The 25313-nt window shown below is 66.1% G+C and carries 24 protein-coding genes; 9 read left to right on the plus strand and 15 right to left on the minus strand.

Annotation, left to right across the window (positions count from 1 at the left end):
* Nucleotides 1-2: 2 nt before the first annotated feature.
* Nucleotides 3-716: a hypothetical protein gene (locus AC1DYL_RS21155; protein WP_477174660.1), complete on the minus strand. Its 714-nt coding sequence runs from the start codon at nucleotides 714-716 to the stop codon at nucleotides 3-5.
* Nucleotides 717-857: 141 nt separating this feature from the next.
* Between AC1DYL_RS21155 and AC1DYL_RS21160 the strand changes: the two genes are divergently transcribed.
* Both AC1DYL_RS21160 and AC1DYL_RS21165 read left to right on the plus strand, forming a co-directional pair.
* Complete coding sequence (locus tag AC1DYL_RS21160) at nucleotides 858-1670, plus strand: thermonuclease family protein (RefSeq protein WP_477174661.1); 813 nt, start codon at nucleotides 858-860, stop codon at nucleotides 1668-1670.
* Entirely contained in the window at nucleotides 1667-3133 is a 1467-nt protein-coding gene (locus tag AC1DYL_RS21165) for a M48 family metalloprotease (RefSeq protein WP_477174662.1), read from the plus strand. Before AC1DYL_RS21160 ends, AC1DYL_RS21165 begins: the two co-directional genes overlap by 4 nt.
* A 71-nt stretch (nucleotides 3134-3204) precedes the next feature.
* On the opposite strand, the gene AC1DYL_RS21170 is transcribed toward AC1DYL_RS21165, so the two are convergent.
* Complete coding sequence (locus tag AC1DYL_RS21170; RefSeq protein ID WP_477174663.1) at nucleotides 3205-5778, minus strand: helix-turn-helix transcriptional regulator; 2574 nt, start codon at nucleotides 5776-5778, stop codon at nucleotides 3205-3207.
* Between the two features lie 215 nt (nucleotides 5779-5993).
* On the opposite strand from AC1DYL_RS21170, the gene AC1DYL_RS21175 reads away from it, so the two are divergent.
* Nucleotides 5994-6266 (plus strand): DUF4242 domain-containing protein, encoded by a 273-nt coding sequence (locus AC1DYL_RS21175; protein WP_477147948.1) that lies wholly within the window; start codon nucleotides 5994-5996, stop codon nucleotides 6264-6266.
* Nucleotides 6267-6569: 303 nt separating this feature from the next.
* The gene (locus tag AC1DYL_RS21180) at nucleotides 6570-7022 is read left to right on the plus strand and encodes a hypothetical protein (RefSeq protein WP_477174708.1); all 453 of its coding nucleotides are present in this window, start codon (nucleotides 6570-6572) and stop codon (nucleotides 7020-7022) included.
* A gap of 46 nt (nucleotides 7023-7068) precedes the next feature.
* Here AC1DYL_RS21180 and AC1DYL_RS21185 read toward each other — a convergent pair whose 3' ends face one another.
* Nucleotides 7069-8058: an aldo/keto reductase gene (locus AC1DYL_RS21185; RefSeq protein WP_477174664.1), complete on the minus strand. Its 990-nt coding sequence runs from the start codon at nucleotides 8056-8058 to the stop codon at nucleotides 7069-7071.
* A 95-nt stretch (nucleotides 8059-8153) separates the two neighbouring features.
* Complete coding sequence (locus tag AC1DYL_RS21190) at nucleotides 8154-9086, minus strand: DMT family transporter (RefSeq protein WP_477174665.1); 933 nt, start codon at nucleotides 9084-9086, stop codon at nucleotides 8154-8156.
* Nucleotides 9087-9180: 94 nt separating this feature from the next.
* On the opposite strand from AC1DYL_RS21190, the gene AC1DYL_RS21195 reads away from it, so the two are divergent.
* Together AC1DYL_RS21195 and AC1DYL_RS21200 are read left to right on the plus strand one after the other, a co-directional pair.
* On the plus strand, nucleotides 9181-10074 hold the full coding sequence (locus AC1DYL_RS21195) for a LysR family transcriptional regulator (protein ID WP_477174666.1): 894 nt from the start codon (nucleotides 9181-9183) through the stop codon (nucleotides 10072-10074).
* A gap of 173 nt (nucleotides 10075-10247) precedes the next feature.
* Nucleotides 10248-11153, plus strand: coding sequence for a S1C family serine protease (locus AC1DYL_RS21200; RefSeq protein WP_477147944.1), 906 nt, complete (start codon nucleotides 10248-10250; stop codon nucleotides 11151-11153).
* Between the two features lie 86 nt (nucleotides 11154-11239).
* Here the strand turns inward: AC1DYL_RS21200 and AC1DYL_RS21205 are convergent, their stop codons facing one another.
* The 5 genes from AC1DYL_RS21205 to AC1DYL_RS21225 all read right to left on the minus strand — a co-directional run bounded on the left by AC1DYL_RS21205 (nucleotide 11240) and on the right by AC1DYL_RS21225 (nucleotide 17727).
* Nucleotides 11240-11803: a CarD family transcriptional regulator gene (locus AC1DYL_RS21205; protein ID WP_477147943.1), complete on the minus strand. Its 564-nt coding sequence runs from the start codon at nucleotides 11801-11803 to the stop codon at nucleotides 11240-11242.
* Between the two features lie 355 nt (nucleotides 11804-12158).
* Nucleotides 12159-12497, minus strand: coding sequence for a ferredoxin FdxA (gene fdxA / locus AC1DYL_RS21210; protein ID WP_477147942.1), 339 nt, complete (start codon nucleotides 12495-12497; stop codon nucleotides 12159-12161).
* Nucleotides 12498-12794: 297 nt separating this feature from the next.
* Nucleotides 12795-13178 carry an RNA-binding S4 domain-containing protein gene (locus AC1DYL_RS21215; RefSeq protein WP_477174667.1) on the minus strand — a complete coding sequence of 128 codons (384 nt, stop codon included), beginning with the start codon at nucleotides 13176-13178 and terminating at the stop codon, nucleotides 12795-12797.
* A 3-nt stretch (nucleotides 13179-13181) separates the two neighbouring features.
* Nucleotides 13182-16304 (minus strand): helicase-related protein, encoded by a 3123-nt coding sequence (locus AC1DYL_RS21220; protein WP_477174668.1) that lies wholly within the window; start codon nucleotides 16302-16304, stop codon nucleotides 13182-13184.
* Nucleotides 16305-16935: 631 nt separating this feature from the next.
* Nucleotides 16936-17727, minus strand: coding sequence for a DUF3108 domain-containing protein (locus AC1DYL_RS21225; protein ID WP_477174669.1), 792 nt, complete (start codon nucleotides 17725-17727; stop codon nucleotides 16936-16938).
* A gap of 213 nt (nucleotides 17728-17940) precedes the next feature.
* Between AC1DYL_RS21225 and rpmB the strand changes: the two genes are divergently transcribed.
* Together rpmB and AC1DYL_RS21235 are read left to right on the plus strand one after the other, a co-directional pair.
* Nucleotides 17941-18228: a 50S ribosomal protein L28 gene (gene rpmB / locus AC1DYL_RS21230; protein WP_477147938.1), complete on the plus strand. Its 288-nt coding sequence runs from the start codon at nucleotides 17941-17943 to the stop codon at nucleotides 18226-18228.
* Nucleotides 18229-18335: 107 nt separating this feature from the next.
* On the plus strand, nucleotides 18336-18980 hold the full coding sequence (locus AC1DYL_RS21235; protein ID WP_477174670.1) for a queuosine precursor transporter: 645 nt from the start codon (nucleotides 18336-18338) through the stop codon (nucleotides 18978-18980).
* On the opposite strand, the gene AC1DYL_RS21240 is transcribed toward AC1DYL_RS21235, so the two are convergent.
* From AC1DYL_RS21240 to AC1DYL_RS21265, 6 genes are all read right to left on the minus strand, one after another.
* A complete protein-coding gene (locus tag AC1DYL_RS21240; RefSeq protein ID WP_477174671.1) occupies nucleotides 18977-19348 on the minus strand; it encodes a YybH family protein in 372 nt (123 codons plus the stop codon). The genes AC1DYL_RS21235 and AC1DYL_RS21240 overlap by 4 nt on opposite strands.
* Before the next feature lie 10 nt (nucleotides 19349-19358).
* A complete protein-coding gene (locus tag AC1DYL_RS21245) occupies nucleotides 19359-20390 on the minus strand; it encodes an esterase-like activity of phytase family protein (protein ID WP_477158719.1) in 1032 nt (343 codons plus the stop codon).
* Complete coding sequence (gene cobT, locus AC1DYL_RS21250; RefSeq protein WP_477174672.1) at nucleotides 20387-22276, minus strand: cobaltochelatase subunit CobT; 1890 nt, start codon at nucleotides 22274-22276, stop codon at nucleotides 20387-20389. Before cobT ends, AC1DYL_RS21245 begins: the two co-directional genes overlap by 4 nt.
* A 21-nt stretch (nucleotides 22277-22297) precedes the next feature.
* The gene (locus AC1DYL_RS21255) at nucleotides 22298-23041 is read right to left on the minus strand and encodes a class I SAM-dependent methyltransferase (RefSeq protein WP_477147933.1); all 744 of its coding nucleotides are present in this window, start codon (nucleotides 23039-23041) and stop codon (nucleotides 22298-22300) included.
* Between the two features lie 17 nt (nucleotides 23042-23058).
* Entirely contained in the window at nucleotides 23059-24036 is a 978-nt protein-coding gene (cobS, locus tag AC1DYL_RS21260; RefSeq protein WP_477147932.1) for a cobaltochelatase subunit CobS, read from the minus strand.
* 217 nt (nucleotides 24037-24253) lie between these two features.
* The gene (locus AC1DYL_RS21265) at nucleotides 24254-24895 is read right to left on the minus strand and encodes a J domain-containing protein (protein WP_477147931.1); all 642 of its coding nucleotides are present in this window, start codon (nucleotides 24893-24895) and stop codon (nucleotides 24254-24256) included.
* A gap of 51 nt (nucleotides 24896-24946) precedes the next feature.
* Here AC1DYL_RS21265 and AC1DYL_RS21270 point away from each other — a divergent pair, with 51 nt between their 5' ends.
* Nucleotides 24947-25222, plus strand: a complete 276-nt coding sequence (locus AC1DYL_RS21270) for a BolA family protein (RefSeq protein ID WP_477147930.1) — start codon at nucleotides 24947-24949, stop codon at nucleotides 25220-25222.
* The last annotated feature ends 91 nt before the right edge of the window (nucleotides 25223-25313 follow it).

Here is a 25313-nt window from a genome sequence, read left to right on the forward strand (position 1 = left end):
CCTCAGGCGTGGCGCCAGTCGGGCCACGCAGCGACCGAATGGACACGCCGGGTGGTGCGGCTTTCTTCGCCGAAGGGCGCGACCTCCCACTTCCAGCGCAACCCGCTGCGCGGCACCGGCCGGCCATGCAGCAGGTCGGCGCTGTCCAGCACCACGCCGTGGCGGTTGAACACCCGGTAGTCGAGGTCGGTGATCAAGGTGACCGGGCAGCGGAGGCCGGCCAGCCGGTCAAGGTGGCCGTCGACGATGGCCCGCTGCCGGCCATCGGCTGCGGCGCGCGCCAGCTGGCTGACGAGGCTGATCGAGATGACCCAGTCGAGATCGTCGATCGCATCGAGAAAGCCGAGCGCGTGGGCGTCGTGTTCGGTGGACAGATCGCGCCAGTCGCAGGTGACGTTCGGGTAGCGATCGGTGCGGGGGCGGATGGTCGAGAGGTGGGCCTGGTCCACCAGAACCACCCGCTCGAAGGTGCGCGCCAGGGATTCGACAGGCACATCGAAGAGCGGGCCGGAGCCGAGCACCACCACTGTCCGCCGCCGATCGAGATCGTCGATGGTGGTGTCGATCAGGCCGCGCGAGTTCGCGAGGTGCGGGGCCCAGGCGCGGGTCTGGCGCTGGCCGCGCGCCCACAGCCCGATGGCTTCCCCCAGATGGCGGCGGAACGCCGGAGGCGTCGCGCGGTAGCTCGCAGCATAGACCAAGAGTTCGGCGAGCATCGGGTCAGCGTCCGGCAGCAGAATCGGCGTGATCGTAAGGGGAAGTGGCGACGGTGCAACATTCGTTGTTGCTCTGCGACGTTGTGGAAGAATTTCGCCGCAATTTAGTGCAGTTTGCCTTGTCGTCGGATGGGGCCAAATTTGCTTGCTTGGAACGTGCTCAGAATTGCCGCGGCCGCGGTGCTTATCGCCATGCCGCTGAGCACCCTTGCCCTGGGCTGCGATGGGCTGGTCGATGGCCCCAAGGGTGTCGTCGCGTCGGTTACCGATGGCGATACCGTGGTGCTCGATACCGGCGTGGTGGTTCGCCTGATCGGCACGCAGGCGCCCAAGCTGCCGCTGGGTCGCGAGGATTTCGAGGCCTGGCCGAAGGCCGAGGAGTCCCGCGCGGCGCTGGAAAAGCTGACGCTGGGCAAAACGGTGCGGGTGCGCCACGGCGGCGAGCAGGTCGATCGGCATGGCCGGACGCTGGGCCAGCTGTTCGTGCTCGATACGCCGGAGCTGTGGGTGCAGCAGCGGATGATCGCCGATGGCTGGGCTCGGGTCTACTCGTTCCCCGACAATCGTGCATGTCTGCCACAGTTGCTGGCCGCCGAGGGTTCGGCGCGGCTGATGAAGCTTGGCATCTGGGCCGATCCCTACTATCTCGTGCGGCGGGCGGACCGGCCGGCAGATTTGGCCGGGCGCCTGGGCCACTATGAGCTGGTGGAAGGCCGGGTGCTGCTCGCCGATGAGGCACAAGGGCGCATCTACCTGAATTTCGGCCGATCGTGGAAAGAGGACTTCACCGCCGTGATCGACAGGGCGGCGGTCAAGCTCTTCTCGCGTGCCGGTCTCGACCCACTCAAGCTCGAGGGTGCCCTCGTGCGGATCAGAGGCTGGATGGACGACGTTGATGGCCCGCGGGTCGAAGTCACCCATCCCGAGCAGATAGAGGTTCTCCTCGCTCCATGAGCTCGCGTTCGATCATCAGGGTGTTTGGCGTTCCGCTCGCCGCGGTGTTGCTGGCGATTGTCGCGGCGTGCTCGAGCCTGCCCGGCGTCACGGTCAGCCGCACCGAGGGGCAGAACGCGCCGGTCGTCGCCTCGGATGATCCCGAGGAAGATGCGATCGGGGCGCGCGAGCATCCGCGTATCGTCGCCTCCTATGGCGGCATCTATTCGGACCGGCAAGCCGAGATCATGATCGCGCGGATCGTCGGGCGGCTGCTCGCCGCGGCCGATCAGCCGAACCAGAAGTTCACCGTCACCATCCTCGACACCGCCGAGGTCAACGCCTTCGCGCTGCCGGGCGGCTATGTCTATGTGACGCGCGGCATCCTGGCGCTCGCATCGGACACCTCGGAGATCGCGGCCGTGCTGTCGCACGAGATCGCGCACGTGACGCTGAAGCATGCCCGCGCCCGCACCAACCGGGCGCGCACCAACGAGATCGTCGACAAGGTGGTGACCGGCGTGTTCGGCGCCGATAGTGCCACCGACCAGGCTTCGAACCGCTCGAAGATGTCGCTCGCGGCGTTCAGCCAGCAGCAGGAACTGGCTGCCGACAAGGAGGGCATCCTGACCTCCGGCCGCGCCGGGTACGATCCGCATGCGGCGGCCCGCTTCCTCGGCGCCATGGGCCGGTTCGCGCATTTCTCGGCGGGCGACGCGGATCAGGAAGGCGACTTCCTTTCCTCGCACCCCTCGACCCCCGATCGCATCCAGAAGGCGATCGAGACGGCGCGCGCCTTCTTCGGCGCCCCGGGGCTCGGCGAAACCGATCGCGAGGGCTATATGGCCGGCATCGAAGGCCTCGCCTTTGGCGACAGCCCGGCACAGGGCGCGGTGGTCGGCCGCCGTTACATCAATCCGACGCTGAAATTCACCTTCGAAGTGCCGTCGAACTACACGCTGCAGATCTCGAAGGGCGCCGTGGTCGGCGTTGCCGGCGAAGGCGAGGCGGTGCGCTTTGACAGTGCCGAAGTGCCGGCATCGATGGGGCTCGAGGATTATCTCAAGTCGGGCTGGATCGCCGGGCTGCAGCCGACGACGGTGAAGCGCGAAAGCGCCAACGGTTTCGACATGGCGACCGGCGTGGCCGTCACCCCGCAATGGAACTTCCGTGTAGCGGTGGTGCGCAACGATGGCCGGGTCTATCGCTTCATCTTTGCCGCCAAGTTCGACAGCCCGGCCTTCACCCAAGCCGCCGAAGCGACGCTGAAGAGCTTCCGCGCCGCCACTGCCAAGGATCTCGGGCTGGTCAAGAAGCTGGTGGTCCGCACCATCACGGCCGGCAGCGTCGACACGGCGGACTCGCTGGCGCGAAAGATGAACGGCCTCGGCCGCGGCACCGACCTGTTCTACATCCTCAACAACCTCTATCCGGGCGATACCCTGGTCGCCGGACAGAAGTACAAGGTCGTGACCGTCGAATAGCTGCTGTCGCCAAGCCGGCGGCGCTCGCGGGAATCCTCCGGCACATCTTCCGGGTGGCCCGAGCCGATCGCCTAGATCAACCCGGCATCCCGTGCCGCGGCGCTGGCTTCGGTGCGGGAGTGGGCGCCGAGCTTGCCCAGCATCGCCGCAACGTGGTGGTCGACGGTCTTGGGCGAGATCGCCAGTTGCGCGGCGATGCGCTTGCTGGAGAGGCCGCGGTCGACCAGCAGCAGCACTTCCATCTCGCGCTGCGTCAGCCCCAGCCGGTTGTCGCGGGTCGACTGGCGCGGGCCCTTGCCGACATTGCTGATGCCGCTGCGCCGCATATGGCGACGGGCTTGCTCGGCAAACGGGTTGGCGCCCAGTTGCTCGAAGATCTGCAGCGCCTGCCGCTGCGCCGCCTCATCGCCGCCGAGCAGCGCCAGGGCCCGATCGAATGGTGCGCCGATCTCTGCCCAATAGTCGGCGGCGGCGGCCCAATCGCCCGAAATTTCGGCTCGGAACGGCGTCGCCAGCCCGGTGAGGTCGCCAAGCCGTGCATCGGGCTCGAGCCGCCAGCGCCACAGCAGCAGTTCGCCATGCACCGTGGGTGCCGAGGTCATGCCCAGCGCCTTGTCGAGCAGCGCGAGTGCCTCGGCGCGGTTGCCTCTGCCGAGCCAAGCGCGCTCGGCGAGAATTGCGGCGAAGGGCGCTAGCCGTTGCAGTTCCATATTGGTGTCGAGGAAGCGTCGTGCCTCCTCGAGCAGCGGATCGAGCGCCGGGTCGCCGCGTCTCATCCGCAGCCGCGCCAGTGCCAGCACAGCGGTGATCCGCATCAGCCCCTGCGCCTGCTCGTCGCCGATCACCGGCAGCGCCGCCTCGGCCGCCTCCTCCCACAAGCCCTGGCGCAGCAGCACCTCGGTGAGCCAGCCGCGCATGTAGTAGTGCCAGGTGTCGAGGTCGCGATCGGCGCAATAGACGATGCCGGCCTCGAGCACGCGGCGGGCATTGTCGTAGGCGAGCAGGTTGACCTCCATGCAGCCGAGGTTGGTGTAGGCCCGGGCGGCATGCTCCTGGTAGTTGTGCGCCAGCGCGATATCGAGGCTCTTTTCGAGGTCGGCGCGGCCGATCGCCGGCTCCTGCCAGATACGGGCGGAGCCCATGTTGTTGAGCGCGTGGGAGATGATGTCGGGGCGCCCCAACACCTGCCCGAGCGCGATGGCGGCACGCCCGTGGCGCAAGGCGCCGTCCAGTTCGTCCGCCAGCATGGCGAGGTGGGCGAGGTTGGAATAGGCCATCGCCAGCTCGGCACCGGGTGTCTCGGTTTCCAAGAGCGCGATGGCCTCATTGCCATAGGCATCGGCCGCGGTACGGTTGCCGGCGAGATAGCTCAACCGTGACAGCCAGCGCAGGCTGTCGCCTTCCATCAGCCGGTCGCCGAGCTGCCGATAGATGGCGCCGGCCTGCCGTTGCGCTGCGATAGCCTGCTGAATGCGGCCGATCAGCTGGCACTCGAAGGCGTAGCGCCCGTGAATCGCCGCTTGCTCCTCGAGGCTGAACCCGTCGATCAGCCCCATCATTTCCTCGTAGTGCGCCGCCGCCTCGCGATGCGCACCGCTGCGCGAAGCCTCGTGCGCCGCCTTGGGTGCCAGCTGGCGCAAGGCAGCTGCGTCGCGCGCCTGGGCGGCGTGGTGGGTGAGCCGGGCGCCCGGAATGTCGTCCCGGCCGCGCAGCAGCGCCAGCACGGCGGCATTGAGGCTTTCCCGCCGGTGCGTGGGGAGCGCCGCCTCGATGGCACGGCGGGCGATTTCGTGGCGGAAGGCGTAGCCATCGCCGCTGCCGTCGAGCATGCCGCCCTCGACGCATTCGGCCAGCGCCTCGCGTCCGCCCGGGCCGAGCAGGTCGACGAGAATTGCGGTCTCGGCGCGTCGAGGAAATACCGAGACGGCATCGAGCGCCTCGCGGGCGCCGATGCCCAGCCGCTCGGCGCGGGTGAGGGTGGCATCGCGGAGGCTGAGCGACAGCTCGCCACCGGCGCGCAGCAGCTCCGTGACGAAGAAGGCATTGCCGACCGTGGCGCGATAGATGGGGCCGGGTTCGAGCCCGGTATGCTCGGCCAGCGTCGCCACGGCGGTCTCGCTCAGCAGCGGCACGTCGATGCGGGTGATGTGGTCGGAAGCGATATCGCCGAGTGCGCGGCGCAGACGCCGCTGCCCTTCCACCGCTTCGTTGCGGGCGGTCAGCAGCATCAGGATCGGGCTGCCGGCGATGCGGCGGCCGAGATAGCGCACGAGGTCGAGCGTGGCGTCGTCGGCCCAGTGCAGGTCCTCGATGACGAGGATAGTCGGCTCCATGCCGAACAGCGCCAGTGCTTCGGAGAATAGCGGGACGCGTTCTCCCTGCTCGCCCAGCCGATCGAGCGGCCAGTGTGCATCGCGCGCGAGGTCGTAAAGCGGCGCGAGCGGGGCCGGTACCGTGAGGTCCTCGCAGGCGCCGCGCAGGATGCGCGCCGCGCCGCCCGCCGTTTCGATGAAGGCGTTCACGAGGGCGGTCTTTCCGGCACCGGCCTCGCCGACTGCGGCAACGACGCGGCCTCGTCCGGCCGCGGCTTCCGCCAATTGCAGCCGCAACGCAGCAAGCTGCGCATCACGTTCGAGCAGGATCATCCCTGTAATCCCTCCGGTCGCGATCTTACCCGAAGGGTAGAGTCGTCATACGTCGTATGAATAACACCGCCCGCGGTCAATTATTCCATCGCGTCGAAACGTGGGTAATTGGCGGCGCCAATCTGGGTAATCAAGCCGATAGAGCGATGCCCCGCATGGGGGCATGGTCCGCCACCGGCCGCCGAAGCGGGGGCCGAAACGTGAAGGACCATGAAATGCCGCGCTATGTCGTTGAACGCAGTTTTCCCGAAGGCCTGATCATCCCGATCGATGAATCAGGCGCCACCGCCATGGGCGGTGTGGTTTCCCGCAATGCCGAACGAGGCGTCACCTGGGTGCAGTCGTTCGTCTCGCCGGACAAGAAGCAGAGCTTCTGCATCTATGATGGCCCGTCGCCCGAGGCGATCCGGATGGTCGCGCAGAAGAACGCCCTGCCGGTCGATCGCATCACCGAAGTGCGGGTCCTCGACCCCTATTTCTATCGCTGACCGATGCCGGGCACGGAGTTCTCCGTGTCTCCGTGCCGGCGCCGCTCGGCGTGTCCTTGGAGCCGGTCTGGCATTCGCCCCCCGGCACATGACCGGCTCCGAGGAGCCAATCCCAACAGGAGCAAGCCGCCGACCGGCTCGACATGTGATGTCGGCCGCCGCCGCCGGTTTGGCCGCATCAGAAGAGACTCAACCATGAAGACATCAACCCTTCTCAAAGCCCTCGCCGTCACCACGGCGCTCTCGGTCGGCGGCGCCAATGCTCACCAGTCGGACGGCGGCGGGCTGCTCATCGGCTCGGCCATGGCACATGAAGCCGCGGCGCATGCCGACCTGCCCAACCCGCTCGCCGACAAGGTGCGCGCCGCCAACGAGCGGTTCCAGGATGTCGCGGTGGCCAAGGGCGAGGGCTACGCGCCGATTCCCTGCGTCAGCGGCATCGAGGGTGGTGCGATGGGCATCCACTTCGTGTCGGAAGCAGCGCTCAAGGACGACGCCATCGACATCGCCCATCCGGAGGCGGTGATGTACGAGCCGCAGGCCGATGGCACACTGAAGCTGATCGCCGTCGAGTACATCACCACCAAGGGGCCGGCCAATCTCGATGGGCACCTGTTCAGCTTCACCAATGCCCCCAATCGCTATGGCCTGCCGGCGTTCTACGAGCTGCACGTGTGGGCTTGGCGGCACAACCCGACCGGCACCACCGCCGACATGAACCCGGACGTCTCCTGCGACGCGGCGGCCGTGCAGTGAGGCAGGCGGGGAGGGCTGGCTGAGCCCTCCCCGCGACTCAAGCCGCTCAGCGGTCGATGCGCGCCGCGTTTTCCCCCGAGTAGCGAGCGCCCTGCAGGACGATCCCTGAGGTGGCACTCTCGATATCGGCCAGATCGGCGGCGCTCAGTTCGATCGATGCCGCGCCATTGTTCTCGACAAGCCGGTGGAGCTTGGTCGTCCCCGGGATCGGCGCGATCCACGGCTTCTGCGCCAGCAACCAGGCCAGTGCGATCTGCGCCGGTGTGACCTTCCTCGCCGCGGCAACCCGCACCACGGCATCCACCATGGCCTGGTTTGCGGCGCGGTTCTCGGCGTCGAAGCGGGGCACCGTGTTGCGGAAATCGGTGCTGTCGAACTTGGTGCTGGTGTCGATCGCGCCGGTGAGGAAGCCCTTCCCCAGGGGGCTGAACGGCACAAAGCCGATGCCCAGTTCCTCCAGCACCGGGATGATCGCCTCTTCAGGCTCCCGCCACCACAGCGAATATTCGCTTTGCAGCGCTGTCACCGGCTGCACCGCATGGGCACGGCGGATGTTCTTCACCCCCGCCTCGGAGAGGCCGAAGTGTTTCACCTTGCCCTCGGCGATCAAGTCCTTGACCGCACCGGCGACGTCCTCCATCGGCACCTCTGGATCGACGCGGTGCTGGTAGAACAGGTCGATGCGGTCGGTGCGCAGCCGCTTCAGCGAGGCCTCGGCGACCTCGCGGATATGCGCCGGCCGGCTGTTGAGGCCGCTGCCGCTACCCGTACCGTCGAGATCGAAGCCGAACTTGGTGGCAATCACCACCTGATCCCGGATCGGCTCCAGCGCCTCGCCGACCACCAGCTCGTTCTTTCGCCGCCCATAGACTTCGGCGGTATCGAAGAAGGTCACGCCCTGGTCGAACGCCGCCCGGATCAGCTTGATCGCGTCCGGCGTCTCCATCGGCTGGCCGTAGGACTGGCTGATGCCCATGCAGCCCAGCCCGATGGCCGAGACTTCGAGACCGGCATTTCCAAGTTTGCGCTTCTGCATTTCGTGCTCCTTGTTGCGGGGTTGGGTCAGACGCGCAGCAGCGTCTTGACGATGCGCCGCTCCTCTATGGCTGGCGGCGCGGCCATGGGGCTACTTCAGCTGATTGCCGCTGCTGCCTCGGCGTCAGCTTCGGCCTCAGCCTTGGTCTTGCGGTGCTGCAGATGCGAGTTGACTGCGACCGTCGCGCCCGCAGCGATTACCAGCGCCATGCCGACGAGGCTCCAACTCTCCGGCACGTGGCCGAAGACCAGCCACCCGAGCCCGCTCGCCCAGACCAGGTGCAGGTAGTTGACCGGCGCCAGCATCGAGGCCGGCGCTTGCTTGTAGGCGGCGGTGAACAGGAAGTGACCGAGCGTCATCAGTCCGCCCAGCAACACCATCAGCGCGATATCGAGAGCAGCAGGGCTGAACCCACGAATATCGGGCAGGGCCAGCACGCAGAACACCAGCGCGCCCACCCAGGTGGAATGGAACAACATCGAGATCGTCGTCTCGGTCCGGCTGAGATAGCGCGTGAGGAGGTGGTAGCTGGTCGCGAGGCCGGCATTGACCAGCGCCAACGCCACCCCGATCGGGTCGAGGCTGCCGCCGGGCCTGACGATCAGCAGTACGCCGAGAAAGCCGATGGCGGCGCCCATCCAGCCGATTGCGCTGACCCGCTCGCCGAGCAGCGGCACCGCCAACAGCATGACGGCAAACGGCGCCAGGTAGATGATCGCCACCGTTTCGCCGACCGGCATCAGCCGCAACGCCCAGCCCAGTGTCAGTGACGCAGCAGCAAGGCAGAGTCCGCGCAGCACGACCAGCCACAGGCGTTCAGCCTGCCACAGGCGCGTGCGAAGGCGGGGCCAGACGATGAGCGCGAGCAGTACGAGATTGACCAGGTACCGCATGGCCATGACCATCGGCACCGGATAGAGCATCGACAGGTGCTTGGTCACGACGTCGCCCACGCCGAATGCCAGGGTGGCGAGAGCCACGAGGCCAATCCCGACAAGCGGCCGTCCCGCAGTAGTAAGATCCGCCATGTGGCTGCCTCTCCATCGAGAGCCAACATTATCGCTTGAGCCGATAAGCGAAAAGCAGTCATTATTGGCATGATCCCATGAGTGGAACTCATCAATGCCGCGCGAAGACATCAGCGACCTGATCGCCTTCCTCGCCGTCGCGCGAGAGCTGAGCTTCACCAAGGCAGCGGCGAAGCTCGGGGTCTCGCAATCGGCGCTCAGCCACACTATCCGCAAACTCGAGACCCGGCTTGGGCTGCGGCTGTTGATGCGTACCACGCGCAGCGTTTCGCCGACCGAGGCCGGCCAGCGCCTGCTGCTCAACGTCGGCCCCCGGTTCGAGGAGATCGAGGGCGAACTCGCGGCCCTGAGCGAACTCAGAGAAAGGCCGGCGGGTACGATCCGCATCACCGCCGGCGAGCACGCCGTCAATTCGGTGCTCTGGCCCAAGCTCGCGGCGTTCCTGCCGGCCTACCCCGACATCAATGTCGAGGTCAGCACCGACAACAGCCTGATCGACATCGTCGCTCGCCGCTTCGACGCCGGCGTGCGGCTGGGCGAGTCGCTCGCCAAGGACATGATCGCGGTTCGCATCGGCCCCGACTGGCGCTTCGCCGTCGTGGCCGCGCCGTCCTACTTTGCGGGGCGCGCGCAGCCCGAGACGCCACAGGAGCTAACCGGACACCGTTGCATCAACCTCAGGCTCCAGACCCATGGCGGGCTCTATGCCTGGGAGTTCGAACGGGATGGGCACAAGCTCAGTGTTCGGGTCGAAGGACAGCTGGTGTTCAACAACACCACCCAGATCCTGCCGGTAGCGCTCGCGGGTCTTGGCCTCGCCTGCATTCCCGAGGACCTCGCCGCCCAGCATATTGCCGAGGGCCGGCTGGTGCGCGTGCTCGAAGACTGGTGTCCCTCATGGGGTGGCTACCACCTCTATTACCCGAGCCGCCGGCAGTCCTCGCCGGCCTTCGCGTTGCTTGTCGAGGCTTTGCGGCATCGCGGCTAGCCAGGCGCGCCGGCTCGCCGCCGCCGTGAATGTTGATCACCGGCCGCAGCCAATCGCATCTCGCAAGTCTTGCGGCGGCGCCTGTCGTCGCCTACCTGTTGAGTTACGACATCATGTTGGCTTGCAGTGCGCAGGTCGCCACGCCAACCTGTCGCAGCATACGGGACATCACCATGGATATTGATCCGATTCTGCCGTCGATCGTCGCGGTTCGCGCCACGATCCCTGACGATGCCTTCACCGCCGCCGGGCTGGGCACGCTCAGGGAAGGCAGTGGCGTGGTCATTCGCGAAAATGGGCTGGTGCTTACCATCGGCTACCTGATCACCGAGGCCGAAGAAGTCTGGCTGACCACGCAGGATGGGCGCGTCGTGCCCGCCCACGCGCTCGCCTATGACCAGGTAACGGGCTTCGGTCTGGTGCAGGCGCTGGGGCCGCTCAATCTGCCGGCGCTGGAACTGGGCGAGAGCGCCAAGGTGCATCTGGGCGACGCGGTGGTGTTTGCCGATGGCACCGGGCAGTCGATCCGCGCCAGCATCGTCGCCAAGCAGGAATTCGCGGGCTACTGGGAATATCTGCTGGACGAAGCGATCTTCACCTCGCCGGCGCACCCGTCATGGGGTGGGGCGGCGCTGATCGGGGCCGACGGCAAGCTCCTTGGTATCGGCTCTCTGCGGCTGCAGATGATGCGCAGCGGCGAGGCCGCCGAGATCAACATGATCGTGCCGATCGACCTCTTGCCGCCGATCCTCGACGACCTGCTCGCCCGCGGCCAGGCCGACCGGCCGCCGCGCCCATGGCTCGGCGTGTTCTCCGCCGAGGACGATGGCGACGTGGTGGTGATGAGCGTCGCCGAAGGTGGCCCGGCCGCCGAAGCGGGTATTCGCCGCGGCGACATCATCTCCGATGTGCGTGACAGCGAAGTCGAAGGCCTCGCCGACTTCTACCGCAAGCTGTGGAGCAGCGGCCCTGCCGGCGCGGAACTGCCGATGCGCGTCGTCCGCGACGGCCGCGAGACCTGGGTCCGGGTAAAATCCGCCGACCGCAACCTGTTCCTCAAGAAGCCACAGCTGCAGTAACCGGCGTCGAGACGCCAAGGCGGCCCTGGGAACGAAAAAGGCCGGTCGCGAGACCGGCCTTTTCCCATTCGATCTGCAGCTGCTGCTTAGGCGGCGGCTTCCTCGGCGTCGGCGGCGTCCGATTTCGGACCGCGGCGCGGCGACTTGGCGAGGTTCTTTTCGATCAGCTGCACGGCCTCGGTGAGGGTGAGCTTGTTGACGGCCGCCACTTCGCGGCTCATCCGGTCCATCGCCTGCTCGAACAACTGGCGCTCGGAATAGGACTGCTCGGGCTGGTCGTCGGAGCGGAACAGGTCGCGGACGACTTCCGAGATGGCGATCAGGTCGCCCGAATTGATCTTGGCTTCATATTCCTGGGCGCGGCGCGACCACATGGTGCGCTTGACGCGCGCACGGCCAGTGACGGTGTCCAGAGCCTTCTTGACCTCGTCCTCTTCGGCGAGCTTGCGCATGCCGACGGACTTGATCTTGGCGACGGGAACGCGAAGGGTGAGTTTGTCCTGCTCGAAAGAGATGACGAACAGCTCGAGGGTCATGCCCGCGACTTCCTGTTCCTCGATCGAGGTAATCAGACCGACGCCGTGCGCCGGATAGACGATATACTCGCTCGTCTTGAATCCAAGCCGCTGCTGAGGCTTCTTGGTGACCATAAAGGGATACTCCTATTAACGCCGCCGCCGGACTGCTCTTCGCGGAGAGGCTGTCCTGGTTGTTGCTCGTTCGCCCGTCCGAATAGTAAGCAAAGACCCTTCGCGCACTCTGCCGGTCCGCGCGACCGGTTGACTGCGCCCCCATAATTGCTGGTGTCAAAAAAAAGGGTGCCTAGCGGCACGCATTGGATGACGGGCAAGCTCCATTCGTTTGAGGAGCGTAGCACAAAATTTCAGCAAAATCAAAAGTTGCGAATCAAGGCTGCCGGAACCCGTTCAGGTTCGGCTCATAAGCCATTCATCGGCAGGGCAAACCCGGGGCGAAACGGCGGCCAATCGGCCTCGGCGGGCGGCGTTAGTCGCCCTCGCCGGGCTCTTCGGAGAAGTATTTCTCGAACTTGCCCTCGACCCCGTCCCATTCCTTGGCGTCGGCTGGCGCATCGCGCTTTTCAGTGATGTTGGGCCAGGCGGAGGCGTATTTGCTGTTGATCTCCAGCCACTTGTCGAGGCCGCCCTCGGTATCGGGCTTGATCGCCTCAGCCGGGCATTCGGGCTCACAGACGCCGCAGTCGATGCACTCGTCGGGGTGGATGACGAGCATGTTCTCGCCTTCATAGAAGCAGTCGACGGGACAAACCTCGACGCAGTCCATGTACTTGCACTTAATGCAGTTGTCCGTGACGATGTAGGTCATTCTTCGCGAGCGTTCCTGCTCAAGTTTCTAGGGCCGCTGGGTCTTTCAGCCGGGCGCGCGCGGCAGGCGCTACGCCTCGGGCCGTGCTAGCCCTTTTTGTCCGCTGCCGCAAGGGACAGGGCTGTCAGGCTTTGTCGGATCGGACGCCAAGCCATCACACTTATCCCCTCAACCGACGCCCCGTGGCATTCTGCCGCTGGCACGGTGGTGAGCAAGGGGCGGTCAAGTGTGGCAGATGGACGAGAAAACGGAACGAACTGAAATGACGCCGAAGTGAACGATCCGACATCGGAACGTTCAATCTGCGTCGTCCTCGTCGTCCCGTAGCCGATCGGTCTCGCGCCGTTCCTTCTTTGTAGGGCGGCCGCTGCCGGGCTCCCGCTCCGCATGTGTCGCCAGCTTTTCCTCGCGCGGTGTCGGCGGGGGCGAAAGGTCTTCGTAGAGCAGGGCGGCTTCTGGGGCTGGGCCGCGGCGAGTGCCGGGGTCGAGGATGCGCCAGACCAAGAGGCGGGCGTGGACCGTCATGGTCAGCACATCGCCGGCTCCGACCTTATGGTCGGAGCGGTCGGTGCGTTCGGAATTGACCCGGATGGCGCCGGTCTCGATCAGCTTCTGCGCCAGGGTGCGGGATTTCACCGCACGCGAGAAGAACAGCCACTTGTCGAGCCGTTGCTTGTCCAATGGCTATTCGGATTTGGGGTTCCGGAGCGCTGCAAGCGCGGCCCAGGGCGAGTTCGGATCCAGCACGGCGGGCTTACGGTCCTCGCGCGGCCGGTGTTCCTTCCAGTCCTCGCGGGGCTTGTCGAAGCGCTTGCCGCCGCCGCTGGGCTTGCCCTTGTTCTCGAACGGCTTGCTGCCATTGCCCGGACGCTGGCCGTCGCGGCGGCCCTCGAAGCGCGGACGGGCCGGCTTGTTGTCGCCTGGGGTAGCGGCGTCGCCACCCTGCGGACGGTCGGGACGGCGGAAGTTGCGCTGCGGGCGCTCAGCCTTCTCGGCACCTTCGGTCGAGGCTTCGGCACCGTCGGCGCGCTGGCCGCGCCGCGGTCCGGCGTGACGGGCATTGTCCGGCCGGCGGCCGGCCGGGAACCAGATCTCGTCGAATTCGGGCTCGGCGGGCTTGGCGTCTTCGGCCGGAGCCGGGGCGCCGAGATCGGCGGTTGCCGCCTCGACGGCTGCGACTTCGGCTGCGGGCGTGGCTTCGACCGTGGGGGCGCTGCCTTCCACGGCATCGACCGCGGCGGCATTGACCTCCGCATCCACGGCGTCGGCAGCGGCAGGATCGGCCTGCGCCGCGGTCGTGACAGCCTCGACCGTCTCGGACGTGGTTTCGGTGATCGTCTCGGTGGTCACCGCCTCAGGGGCAGGGGGCGCAACCTTCGGCGTACGGCGGACGCGATAGCCGAGCGAATTGAGAATCGACGCGAAATCCTCGCCGGCGGTACCGAGCAGCGAGGTCATCTCGACGGTGACGCGGAAGCCATTGCCCTCGGCGGCGCCCGGAGGCAGTTCGCCCTTGTGGGTGACCGGGTTCAGCGCGATCAGCGGCCGGATAATATCGGCGAGGCGCTCGAGGATATCGACGCGCACCGCGCGGCGCCCGGCGACCTTGAAGCCAGCGAGCTCATAGAGCTTGGTGTTCACTTCGGGGTCGATGAGGAACGAGGTACGGCCCGAAAGCACGATCTGCGGCAGGTCGGCTACGCCCGGCTGGCGCACGCCGCCATGCTTCAGCGCATAGAGGATCAGCGCCAGCTCGCGCGGAGCAGGCTTAAGGCTCTGCGGCACGTAGATGTGGTAGGCGCCGAACTTTACACCGAGCTTGCGTAGCTTGCCGCGCACGTCCTGGTCGAGGCCCTTGACCTCTTCGGCCACGGCGCTGCGCGGCAGGATGCCGAGGTTCTCGTAGAGCCGGTAGGCAACGCCGCGAGCCGCGCCCTCGAGGTCGGCCGGGGCTTCCAGCGACAGCACGCTTTCAAGCTGGGTGTTGATCAGGTGGCGGAGCCACAGGTTCAGCCGGTCCTGCACCCGCTCGAGGTCGGGGCCGGAGAGGCTCTCGTCGGCGAGGATGAGCAGCCGCGGGGCGAACAGGTTCTCGCCCTCGGCGAGGTTGGCGACCACCTGGCCGCGCCAGCGGACATAGCCGTCGGTCGCCAGCACGAACTCTTCGTTCGGGGCGCCGGCGACGCGCTCGGCGCGTTTGGCGATCTCGGGGGCCACGACCTGGGCGGCCGCACCGGCCACGCCCTTGGCGTCGCCGCCTTCGGACCGGGCGAGGGTAAAGCGGAAGCCTTCGATGGAGCCGATCAGGTGACCTTCGAGGCTCACTTCGCCGCGGTCGTTAATTTCAGGCGATACCATATGCTTGTCTCTCAGGTGGCGCATCAGCACCGAAGTGCGACGATCGACAAAACGCTGCGTCAGACGCTCGTGCAGGGCGTCGCTCAAGCGGTCCTCGATGTCCCGGGTCTTTTCGCGCCAATGTGCGGGGTCTTCAAGCCAGTTCTTGCGGTTCGCGACGAAGGTCCACGTGCGGATCTGCTTGATCCGGTTGCTCAGCGTGTCGATGTCGCCTGTCACATTGTCGCAGAACCGCACCTGCTCGGCAATCCAATCGGCGTCGACACGGCCGTGCCGCATCAGGTCGGAATAGATCCGGGTGATGATTTCTCCGTGCTGCGCCGGCGAAATATCGCGGTAATCCGGGATGCCGCAGCACTCCCACAGCAGCCGCACCGCCGCCTCGCCCTTGGCTGAGGCCCCCGCTTCGTTGCGGGCGACGAACTCCAGCGCGTGCTGGTCGGTGGCGATCGGTACCCGGGTCAGGGCCTTCAGCTTTGGCGTCTGGTCGAGGCTGGCACGCAGGTCCTCGATCGAGCGGAAATCCAGCTCGGCGTTGCGCCATTGCACCACTCGCACCGGCTCAAAGTCGTGTGTTTCGAGCCGCTTGACCAGTTCTTCGTCGAAATCCGGGGCATTGCCGGTGACGCCGAAGGTGCCGTTGTGCATGTGGCGGCCGGCGCGGCCGGCGATCTGGCCGAACTCGGCCGGGGTCAATTGGCGGGTCTGGTGGCCATCGAACTTGTGGTCATCGGCGAAGGCGACGTGGTGCACGTCGAGATTGAGCCCCATGCCGATGGCGTCGGTGGCGACGAGGAAATCGACATCGCCGTTCTGGTACATGTCGACCTGGGCATTGCGGGTGCGGGGGCTCAACGCCCCCATCACCACGGCGGCGCCGCCGCGCTCGCGCCGGATCAGCTCGGCGATGGCGTAGACCTGGGTGGCCGAGAAGGCGACGATGGCCGAGCGCTTGGGTTGGCGCGAGATCTTCTTCGAGCCGGCATAGAGCAGCTCGGAGAAGCGCGGCCGGTGGATGATCTCGGCATCGGGCAGCAGCGCGCGGATCAGCGGCGTCATGGTCGCGGCGCCGAGCAGCAGCGTTTCGTTGATGCCGCGGGCATGCAGCAGGCGGTTGGTGAAGACGTGGCCGCGGTCGAAGTCGGTCGCCACCTGGATCTCGTCGATCGCGACGCATTCGACCGGCACGTCGAGCGGCATGGCCTCGACCGTGCACACCCAATAGCGCGCCTTGGCAGGCACGATCCGCTCCTCGCCGGTCACCAGCGCCACGTGCTGGGCACCGATCCTGTCGACCACCTTGTGGTAGACCTCGCGAGCCAGCAGCCGCAGCGGCAGGCCGATCATCCCCGAGCGGTGCGCCAGCATCCGCTCGATGGCGAAGAAGGTCTTGCCAGTGTTGGTGGGCCCAAGGATCGCCTTGAGCGAGGAGGCGGAAGCGGGAGTCATTGCGCCCTATTTAGGTGATCGAACGCCAACAAACGAGTGTCTCGTGGCGGAACAATATCTCCATCCGGTCGCCCGGCACGTTAACCACTGGCACGAACAGGGAACAAACCGGAAAGGAATCGGTTGCGACTCGGAAATCCGCGTTTGTTCCCCACAGCATATGGTAGGTGTGGCATGGGCTGAACCGCTAGGAGCGCGGCTTTCGTATGGCAGTGGGCGATATCCCCGGAGATCCCGTTCAGGAAGGTTGCGAAAGCGTTAATTCCGACGGTTTTCGAGGCAGAATCAGCCAAGTGTGAACGGGGCGTAAAGCCCTAGGCCGCAAAGATTTTTTGCGGTTTCACAGGTCGGGGTCCGGAATGCCGGGGTGTGTCGCGCCGATCTTGGCAAAATAGCCGTTGACCGTGCCGGAATGACACGCAGATTTTGGTAACGCCCCGTTAACCATGATTTCCGCCGCCCGGCCGGCGACCCCGCTTGGAGGCGTGCCGGCACGAGGGACCACGGTCTGTTGCCGGTGGTCCGGGGCGCGGAAATAACGAGCCGTTGGAGGGAGAATGTGGCAACGCGATTGAACGCGTGCTGAGGCAAGGGTTTAGCTGCCGTTCATCGCCGGGGAGCGGCTTTTCGCCTACTCGGTGAGTTCGGTGAGAACCACCGACAGGTCGCCGGCTTCGGTGGTTACCAGTGCGCGGTAGGGGATGTAGTAGCCCGCGGTTTTCAGCGGCGCGAACCAGATGAGGATGCGCTCGTTCTTGGCCAGGTAGGTGGTGATCTCGTTGTTGGTGTAGTGGCCGGAGATCGGGGTGTAGTGGACGCTGCACAGCACCAGCGGACCTTGGTAGCCGGTGCGCTTGGAGGTCGCGCTGTCGTCCTTCACGTATTTCAGGCTGAGGTTGAACCGCTCGACGCCGGTGAAGATCGGCATCTGGCGATTGCACAGTTGCCCGTCGAGCGCCGCTCCTTTCAGCACGAACGGCGCCAGCATGTCGTTAGCGGTGGTGAGGTGTCTCCGCTCGATCGCCACCCGGTCGATATTGTTGACGATCGGCGGGGCGACAATGAACGAGGCGACGGTGCCGCCGGCATAGGTGATGGCGGAGGTGAAATCCTCGCCGCCGGCGCGGGTCAAGAGGTCGAACTTCTGTGACCGGAGGCCCTTGTCGCCAGAGCTGCCTGTCGAGGTGGCCTTGGCGGAGCCGCTCGCCACCAGCTGCGCCAACCCGGTAATCTTGGCGTCGAGCACCAGCGAATAGGCCGAGCCGTCATCGGTGAGGTTGATACGGACATTGGCGACATGCGTGCCGCCCATCGTTACCATATACTCGGCGCGCGCCTTGATCTCGGCGGCAGCGACGGGCAGGGACAGCAGCCCTAGACCGAGGGCGGCAAATCGCAATGCTTGGCGGAAACCGGCGCTCAACACGGGAACGGACCTCTGACGGCGTCGCCAACTAAAGCGAATCAATATCGCGGCCAAAATGCCGGGGGAACGCCGGACTGGCAAGGCGTTCGGCGTTCACAAGCTTGACGAGAGGGGCCCAGTTCTCTATGGAGGCCCCGCAATCAAGAACAGACTCCAGCCCGTTGCGAGGGGAATAATCCCCCGCCGAGGGCCTTTTGACAGGATAACACTATGGCTCGCCGCTGCGAACTCACCGGTAAGGGCGTGATGACCGGAAACAAGGTGAGCCACGCGCTCAACCGTACCCGTCGCCGCTTCCTCCCCAATCTCCTCAACGTTTCGCTTCTGTCGGATACGCTCGGCCGCGCGGTCAAGCTGCGCATCTCGGCGAACGCGCTGCGCACCGTCGAGCACCGCGGGGGCCTCGATGCCTTCCTGCTGAAGGCCAACGATGCCGAGCTGTCGCCGGTGGCGCTGGCCGTCAAGAAGGAAGTGCGCGCCGCTCTCGCAACGGCGTAAGCAGCTTCCAACAGAGTTTCGGCCGCGCGCTCCCCGACGGGAACGCGCGGTTTCGTTTTTCCGCCCCGGTCTGATGCCGGCCAGCGGGTTACATAGAGGTGCAGGATATGCTCGCTCGTTTCGTTGCGGCGATTGCCGCCATGGTCGTGGTCGTCACCGCGTCCAATATTCTCGTGCAATACCCGGTGCAGGCCGACCTCGGCCCGATCCATCTGGGCGATCTGCTCACCTGGGGCGCCTTTACCTACCCCTTCGCTTTCCTCGTCACGGACCTCACCAACCGGCATGACGGCCCTAACCGGGCCCGCATGGTGGTGGTGGTCGGCTTCGTCGTGGCGCTGGTGCTGTCGGTGTTCCTCGCGACGCCGCGTATCGCCATTGCTTCGGCCTCGGCGTTCCTCATCGGGCAGCTGCTCGATATCTCGGTGTTCTCGCGTTTGCGGGCCAGCCGCGCCTGGTTCCTGCCGCCGCTCGCCGCTTCGCTGTTCGGCTCGCTGCTCGATACGGCGATCTTCTTCACCATCGCCTTCGCGCCGGCGCTCGGCTTTATCGATGGTCTGTTCGGCATGAAGGACGGCTCGCTCGGCTTCGGCGCACCCTGGCTCGGCGTCGGTTCCGAAGTGCCGCTATGGTTCTCGCTGGCGACCGGCGACTTCCTGGTGAAGTTCCTTGCGGCGCTACTGCTCTTGGCGCCCTACCGGATGCTGATGGGCAAGCTGATGCCGCTGCCGCCGCTGAAAGCAGCGGCCTAGGCCGGCCAGCGACTCAAGTGTTCGTGGACGATCCACCAGCGGTCGCCCACGCGCCGCAGCACCGTGGTGCCGCGGCCCGAGCCCGAATCGCGCTTGCCGTCGACCGTGATCTCCCAGTTGAAGCGGTAGATGCAGGCGGCGGCGCTGTCGCCCTCGGCGATCCACTCGAGCTCGTCGAGCCAGTAGCGTTCGCTGGGTCCCATCACCTGCCACGTCGCCTCGAACGCCGCGCGGATGGCGGCCATGCCGCTATGGGTGCCGTTCGAGAACCAGAACGTGGCGTCGGGCGCGATGAGGTCGATCAGGAGATCGAAATTCTGGCGGTTGATGCGGTCTTCGTAAGCCTTGAGCACCTCCCTGGCCGACATCGCATCCTCCTCAGTCCGGCAGGCTGAACTCGAGGAGCAGGTTGCGCTCCCAATCATTGAAGTTGTTGTCTGAGACCAAGGTGATGCGGGTCGAGCCGTCCGGCGCGGCGTGGACGGCAAGCGCTTCCATGTTGTCGATGTCGCCGCCGGCGGCGTGCAGCAGTACTTCGCCCTTCATGTGGGCGCCGGCCTTCACCTCTGCCGCGGGAATGCGGACGAGCCGCATCTGGAAGGCGAGGAGGGCAACGCCGCGCTCGAGTACCAGCAGATCGCCGTTGGGCATGAAGGCGCAGTCGGTCGGGTTGGTGCCGTCGCCGGAGATATAGCTCAGCGGGCCCTTGTCGTTCTGACCCAGCAGGTAGGCCGAGTGCTGGCCGTCATCGTCGATGATGCCTTCGGTCAAGAGCAGGGTCGAACCGGCGATCGGCGAGGTGTCCGGGGCGATGCAGACCGCCTCCAGCGTCTCGTTGGTGCGGGTATCGCTCAGCCACTTGGGGATGGTCACTTCGCGGGCGGCGCCCTGCGGGATGCCGTCGACCAGGGTGAAATCGGCGACGCGCGTGAGATTCTCGAAGCCGACGCGCACGGCGCTCGGCTTGCCCTCGCGGTTGATCACCGCCAGCGCCTCGGCGTCGCGCGTATAGGCGCGGGGCAGCTCGGTGCCCTTGGAGTTCTGGATCGGCTCGACCTTGACGCCGATCAGCCCCATCGGCCGCGCCGCCTCGTCATAGAGCAGTTGGCCGGAAACGAAGTTGCCGCGGTCGGACACCATCACCAGCCGCCCGTCGGGGCCGGTGACGCCGAGACCGGAAAGACCGCCGAAGGTGTCGGTCTGGCTCTGCATCTCGATGCCGCCGCGCCAGATAAGGCCCTGCACGCGCTGGCCGATGCCGGCCCCCATGAAGGTCGAGAGCGGCACCGAGGTGACGGTCTCCTCGTCGGCGCGGGCGCCCAGCCCGGCCGCTGCCAGCAGTGCGGCGCCAGCGCTTGCGATCAGCAGTGCCGCTCCGGCGAGACGCGAGGCACGCCGTGAGCTGGTCATCCGTATCGGCTCTTGCGGAAGGCCCCGGGAGGTTCTTCGTCGAACAGCGAGGCGAGCTCGTCGGTCAGGGCCCCTGCCAGTTCCTCGGCATCAAGCAGTGTCACGGCGCGGCGATAGTAGCGAGTAACATCGTGGCCGATACCTACCGCCACCAGCTGCACGGCGGAGCGGGTCTCGATGTCTTCGATCACCTGGCGCAAGTGGGCCTCGAGATAGTTGCCGGCGTTGACGCTCTGGGTCGAATCATCGACCGGCGCACCGTCCGAGATCACCATCAGGATGCGGCGATTTTCGGTCCGCCCGAGCAGGCGCTTATGCGCCCACTGCAGCGCTTCGCCGTCGATGTTCTCCTTCAGGAGCCCCTCGCGCATCATCAGGCCGAGATTGCGCCGCGCGTGCCGCCAGGGCTCGTCGGCAGCCTTGTAGATGATGTGGCGGATGTCGTTGACGCGGCCGGGATTGGGCGGGCGCCCGGCCTCGAGCCAGGCCTCACGCGACTTGCCGCCCTTCCAGGCGCGGGTGGTGAAGCCGAGGATCTCGACCTTCACGCCGCAACGCTCGAGCGTGCGGGCGAGGATGTCGCCGCAGATCGCCGCGATGGTGATCGGGCGGCCGCGCATCGAGCCGGAATTGTCGAGCAGGAGCGTCACCACAGTGTCGCGGAAATCGGTGTCGCGCTCGACCTTGAAGCTCAGCGCCTGCAGCGGGTCGGTGACCACGCGGGTGAGGCGCGCCGTATCGAGCAGGCCTTCCTCGAGGTCGAACTCCCAGCTGCGGTTCTGTTGCGCCATCAGCCGCCGCTGCAGCTTGTTGGCAAGCCGCGCCACGGCGCCGGCGAGGTTCTCGAGCTGCTTGTCGAGCAGGGCACGCAGCTGGTCCAGTTCCTCCGGCGGGCAGAGGTCCTGGGCCCGGACTATCTCGTCGAACTTCTGAGTGAAGATCTTGTAGTTGAAGACGTTCTGGAACTCTTTGGCATTGGCGCCGGGCGGTGGCGGATTGGGCTGGTCCTCGCCCGATTCTGAGCTGTCGTCCTCGTCGGTCTCGGAGAAATCCATCTCCGCGCCTTCGACTTCGCCTTCCTGCTCCGACTGCCCGGGGGTCTGGTCCTCGTCGGCCTCGGCGTCCTCGCTCTCCCCCTCGCCCTGCTCGGGATTCTTCTCGTCGTCCTGGCCGCGCTCGGGCTCCTGGTCGTCGCCCTGTTCCGAATCGTCACTCTCGCCGTCGTCGAGATCGCCGTCGGGCACGAGGCTCAAATCGCGCAGCAGCTGCCGGGTCGCGCGACTGAACAGGTCCTGGTCCTCGAAGCGGGTGAGGAGCGTGGTCAGCGAGTTGCCGGCGCGCTCCTCGATTTCCTTCTTCCACAACTGGACGATGGCGTTGCCCGAGGGCGGAACCGTCACGCCGGCGACGCGCTCGCGCAGGATCAGCCCCAGCGCCTCGGCGAGCGGGGCGTCGGCCTTGTCGCTGACTTCGGCGAAGTTCTGCCGGAACAGCCGGTCTTCCAGCATCTCATGGATATTGCCGGTCATGCCGGGCATGCGGATGCAGCCCAGCGCCTCGACGCGCGCCTGCTCCAGCGCGTCATAGGCGGCGCGGGCCTCGGGCTCGGCCGGGGCGCGCTTGCGGTGCGTTTCGGGGTCGTGGCTGGCGAGCCGCATGGCCATGGCGTCACCTTGCCCGCGGGCGATGGCGATGTCGCGCTGCGTCGGCAGGCGCGGGAGATTCGCGAGCCGCGCCTTGTCGGCGGTGAGGATCGGGCGGTCGGCCGAGAAGCTCACCTCGAGATCACGCTTGCCGCCAATGGCGCGCACCGCGGCGCCCATCGCCGATTTGAACGGGGCGGTGGTGTCGGGCTTGTTCGGCTTACTGCGCGGCGGAGGGGCCATGAGACGGGTCCGGATACGGGGCTAGGCGGTGGTGGGGGCGAGGCTGGTCGCCATCAGCAGGAACATTGGCTGATAGCGTTCTTCGGCCCATTCAGGGTGCGCGGCAATATCTGCATCGGTCGCACTCCACTCGTCGATATGGTCGAGCTTGAGGCCGTTGCGCTGCAGGGTGTTGATCGTGGTCGAGATCAGGCGGTGGTATTTGACCACACCATCGGCGATCCAGTTGGTAAGGCGCTCGCCTTCGCGCAGATAGTCGTCGACGATGCCGAGCAGGTGCCCGTCGGCGTCTTTCATGAAGTCGGGATTGGCACGGGCGGCGAACACCGGGTGCTCCATCGAGAAGACGAAGTGCCCGCCGGGCTTCAGAGCTGACCTCACGCGCGATGCGAACGCGTCGAAATCGGCGAGGTAGTGCACGGCGAGCGAACTGAACACCAGGTCGAACGCGGCACGCGGCGGCTCGTAGCTTTCGAGGTCGGCGCGCTGGTAGCGGATCGGCAGGCCGGGGCCGCGACGCTGCGCGTCCTCAAGCATCTTTTCGGAGAGGTCGACGCCCAGCACACCGGCGGCGCCCTGTTCCACCGCATAGCGGCAGAAGGCCCCGAAACCGCAGCCGAGATCCAGCACCTGCGCGCCCTTGAGGGGCGGCAGCATCGCCTTCAGCGACGGCCATTCTCCGGCGCCAGCCAGACCCTCGCGAGAGCGGGGAAACTTGCTGTAGCCTTCGAAGAACGCCGGATCATCATAGATGTTCTGGGCCAAACCGTCCGTCCCGGACCTTAAGCGGTCACCGCCAGGTTGGCTGCCGATTCCGGCAGGTCTTCGCCGAACACCCGCTGGTAGAACTCGGCCACCACGGGGCGTTCGAGCTCGTCGCACTTGTTCAGGAAGGTCAGCCGGAAGGCGAAACCGAGGTCGCCGAAAATCTCGGCATTCTCGGCCCAGGTGATCACCGTACGCGGGCTCATCACCGTCGACAGGTCGCCGTTGATGAAGGCCTGGCGGGTGAGATCGGCAAGCCGGACCATGTTGGACACGACCTTCTTGCCCTTGTCGCCGGTATAGGCCTTGGCCTTGGCGAGCACGATCCCGACTTCCTTGTCGTGCGGCAGGTAGTTCAGCGTGGTGACGATCGACCAGCGGTCCATCTGGCCCTGGTTGATCTGCTGGGTGCCGTGATAGAGGCCCGACGTATCGCCCAGACCGATGGTGTTGGTGGTCGAGAACAGCCGGAAGGCCGGGTGCGGGGTGATGACGCGGTTCTGGTCGAGCAGCGTCAGCCGGCCCTGCGTTTCCAAGACGCGCTGGATCACGAACATCACGTCAGGGCGGCCGGCGTCGTATTCGTCGAACACCAGCGCGATATTGTTCTGCACCGCCCAGGGCAGGATGCCGTCGCGGAACTCGGTGATCTGCTTGCCGTCCTTGACCACGATCGCGTCCTTGCCGACGAGATCGATGCGCGAGACGTGCGCGTCGAGATTGACGCGGACCAGCGGCCAGTTCAGCCGCGCCGCGACCTGCTCGATATGAGTCGATTTGCCGGTGCCGTGGTAGCCCTGCACCATGACGCGGCGGTTGAAGGCAAATCCCGCAAGGATCGCCAGCGTGGTGTTGCGGTCGAACAGGTAGTCCGGATCCAGCGGCGGCACATGCGGATCGGTTTCCGCATAGCCCATGACCTTCATGTCGCTGTCGATGCCAAAGGTCTCGCGGACGGAATATTGCTTGTTCGGCAGATTGTTGAATTCAGGCATTTCACGAGGCTCGCGGAAGGAAATAGGTCAAGACGGCTGCCTTGGCGGTTGCCGGCTCTATAGCAGCATCGGGTGCGGCGCGGTAGGGCCGCGCGACAATCTGGCGATGGGCGGCAAGGCGACTGCTGACGCTGATTTGCCCCAAAGCGGCGGGACTTGCCGGTCGCCATTGGCGCGGCAAATACCGCCATAACAAACATTCATCCCTCGAAGGGCGTCAGCGCCCGACGAAGCCCTTGGATTTGAGGTGCGAATAGGCGGCGATGATGGCGCGCAGCCGGTCCTCGGAGCTCTTGTCGCCGCCGTTGGCGTCGGGGTGGTGGACCTTCACCAGCGCCTTGTAGGCCGCCTTGATCGCGTCGGCCTTGGCGTAGCCCTTGAAGCCGAGCGTCTCGAGCGAGCGGCGGTCCTGCTCATGCAGCGGTTTCACCCGCTCTTCGGCGGGGGCGCGCTGCTGGTGGCGGGCGTAGCGGGCGAACACGCCGAAGGGGTCGTTTACCCGCTTGGCCGTCGGATCGCGCGGGGCGCCGCGCGGCATGCGCGGGCCGGTATTGGCGCCGGCCTTGGCGCCGAAGCCCCAGCTCGGACGTCCGTCGGTCTCCTTTTCGCGCGTTACCTGCGCTTCCATTTCCTCGGGCTTCATGCCGGCGAAGAAGTTGAACACCTGGTTGTAGTGGCGCACGTGCTCGAGGCAGAAGTGGTGATACTGCCCCACGGCGCGGTTGCCCTTGGGCGCCTTGTAGAGGCCGGGCTGGTCACACCCCTCCCATCCGCAGGCCGGCACTTCGGCGCGCGCTTCGGGTTCCGGGTGCCGTGATCGGATCCGGATGCGGTCAAAATACTTGGAATCCAGCTTCATCAATCCTAGTTACGGGGCTACGGCCACGCCTCAAACTGAACCGGTATCCATATGTCCGTTCGCGACGCGATTGCAGAAAAACTTTCGGTCAAATTCACGCCGACCCATCTTGAAGTGATCGACGAGAGCGAGAAACATAGGGGTCACGGTGGTTATCGCGAGGGCGGAGAGACGCATTTCCGCGTCCGCATCGCCTCTCCCGAGTTCGCCGGCAAGTCACGCCTCGCACAGCATCGTGCCGTGATGGAGGCGCTCGACGCCGAACTCAAGTCCGGCGTCCATGCGCTGGCCGTCGAGGTAGTCAGCTCCCCGTCCGGCCATCAGTGATCATTTGGATGACGCTGATATGGGTTGCGCGATTGCGGTCCGCAACTCCGGCGATCTGATGGCATCGGCTTAGCCCCCACGCTGCAATCGA

This window comes from Devosia sp. P1_H9, assembly GCF_056405135.1.

Coding starts and splice junctions, on each gene's coding strand:
- AC1DYL_RS21155 (WP_477174660.1), bottom strand. CDS start 716: ATGCTCGCCGAACTCTTGGTCTATGCTGCGAGCTACCGCGCGACGCCT.
- AC1DYL_RS21165 (WP_477174662.1), top strand. CDS start 1,667: ATGAGCTCGCGTTCGATCATCAGGGTGTTTGGCGTTCCGCTCGCCGCG.
- AC1DYL_RS21170 (WP_477174663.1), bottom strand. CDS start 5,778: ATGATCCTGCTCGAACGTGATGCGCAGCTTGCTGCGTTGCGGCTGCAA.
- AC1DYL_RS21175 (WP_477147948.1), top strand. CDS start 5,994: ATGCCGCGCTATGTCGTTGAACGCAGTTTTCCCGAAGGCCTGATCATC.
- AC1DYL_RS21180 (WP_477174708.1), top strand. CDS start 6,570: ATGGCACATGAAGCCGCGGCGCATGCCGACCTGCCCAACCCGCTCGCC.
- AC1DYL_RS21185 (WP_477174664.1), bottom strand. CDS start 8,058: ATGCAGAAGCGCAAACTTGGAAATGCCGGTCTCGAAGTCTCGGCCATC.
- AC1DYL_RS21190 (WP_477174665.1), bottom strand. CDS start 9,086: ATGGCGGATCTTACTACTGCGGGACGGCCGCTTGTCGGGATTGGCCTC.
- AC1DYL_RS21195 (WP_477174666.1), top strand. CDS start 9,181: ATGCCGCGCGAAGACATCAGCGACCTGATCGCCTTCCTCGCCGTCGCG.
- AC1DYL_RS21200 (WP_477147944.1), top strand. CDS start 10,248: ATGGATATTGATCCGATTCTGCCGTCGATCGTCGCGGTTCGCGCCACG.
- AC1DYL_RS21205 (WP_477147943.1), bottom strand. CDS start 11,803: ATGGTCACCAAGAAGCCTCAGCAGCGGCTTGGATTCAAGACGAGCGAG.
- fdxA (WP_477147942.1), bottom strand. CDS start 12,497: ATGACCTACATCGTCACGGACAACTGCATTAAGTGCAAGTACATGGAC.
- AC1DYL_RS21220 (WP_477174668.1), bottom strand. CDS start 16,304: ATGACTCCCGCTTCCGCCTCCTCGCTCAAGGCGATCCTTGGGCCCACC.
- rpmB (WP_477147938.1), top strand. CDS start 17,941: ATGGCTCGCCGCTGCGAACTCACCGGTAAGGGCGTGATGACCGGAAAC.
- AC1DYL_RS21235 (WP_477174670.1), top strand. CDS start 18,336: ATGCTCGCTCGTTTCGTTGCGGCGATTGCCGCCATGGTCGTGGTCGTC.
- AC1DYL_RS21240 (WP_477174671.1), bottom strand. CDS start 19,348: ATGTCGGCCAGGGAGGTGCTCAAGGCTTACGAAGACCGCATCAACCGC.
- AC1DYL_RS21245 (WP_477158719.1), bottom strand. CDS start 20,390: ATGACCAGCTCACGGCGTGCCTCGCGTCTCGCCGGAGCGGCACTGCTG.
- cobT (WP_477174672.1), bottom strand. CDS start 22,276: ATGGCCCCTCCGCCGCGCAGTAAGCCGAACAAGCCCGACACCACCGCC.
- cobS (WP_477147932.1), bottom strand. CDS start 24,036: ATGCCTGAATTCAACAATCTGCCGAACAAGCAATATTCCGTCCGCGAG.
- AC1DYL_RS21265 (WP_477147931.1), bottom strand. CDS start 24,895: ATGAAGCTGGATTCCAAGTATTTTGACCGCATCCGGATCCGATCACGG.
- AC1DYL_RS21270 (WP_477147930.1), top strand. CDS start 24,947: ATGTCCGTTCGCGACGCGATTGCAGAAAAACTTTCGGTCAAATTCACG.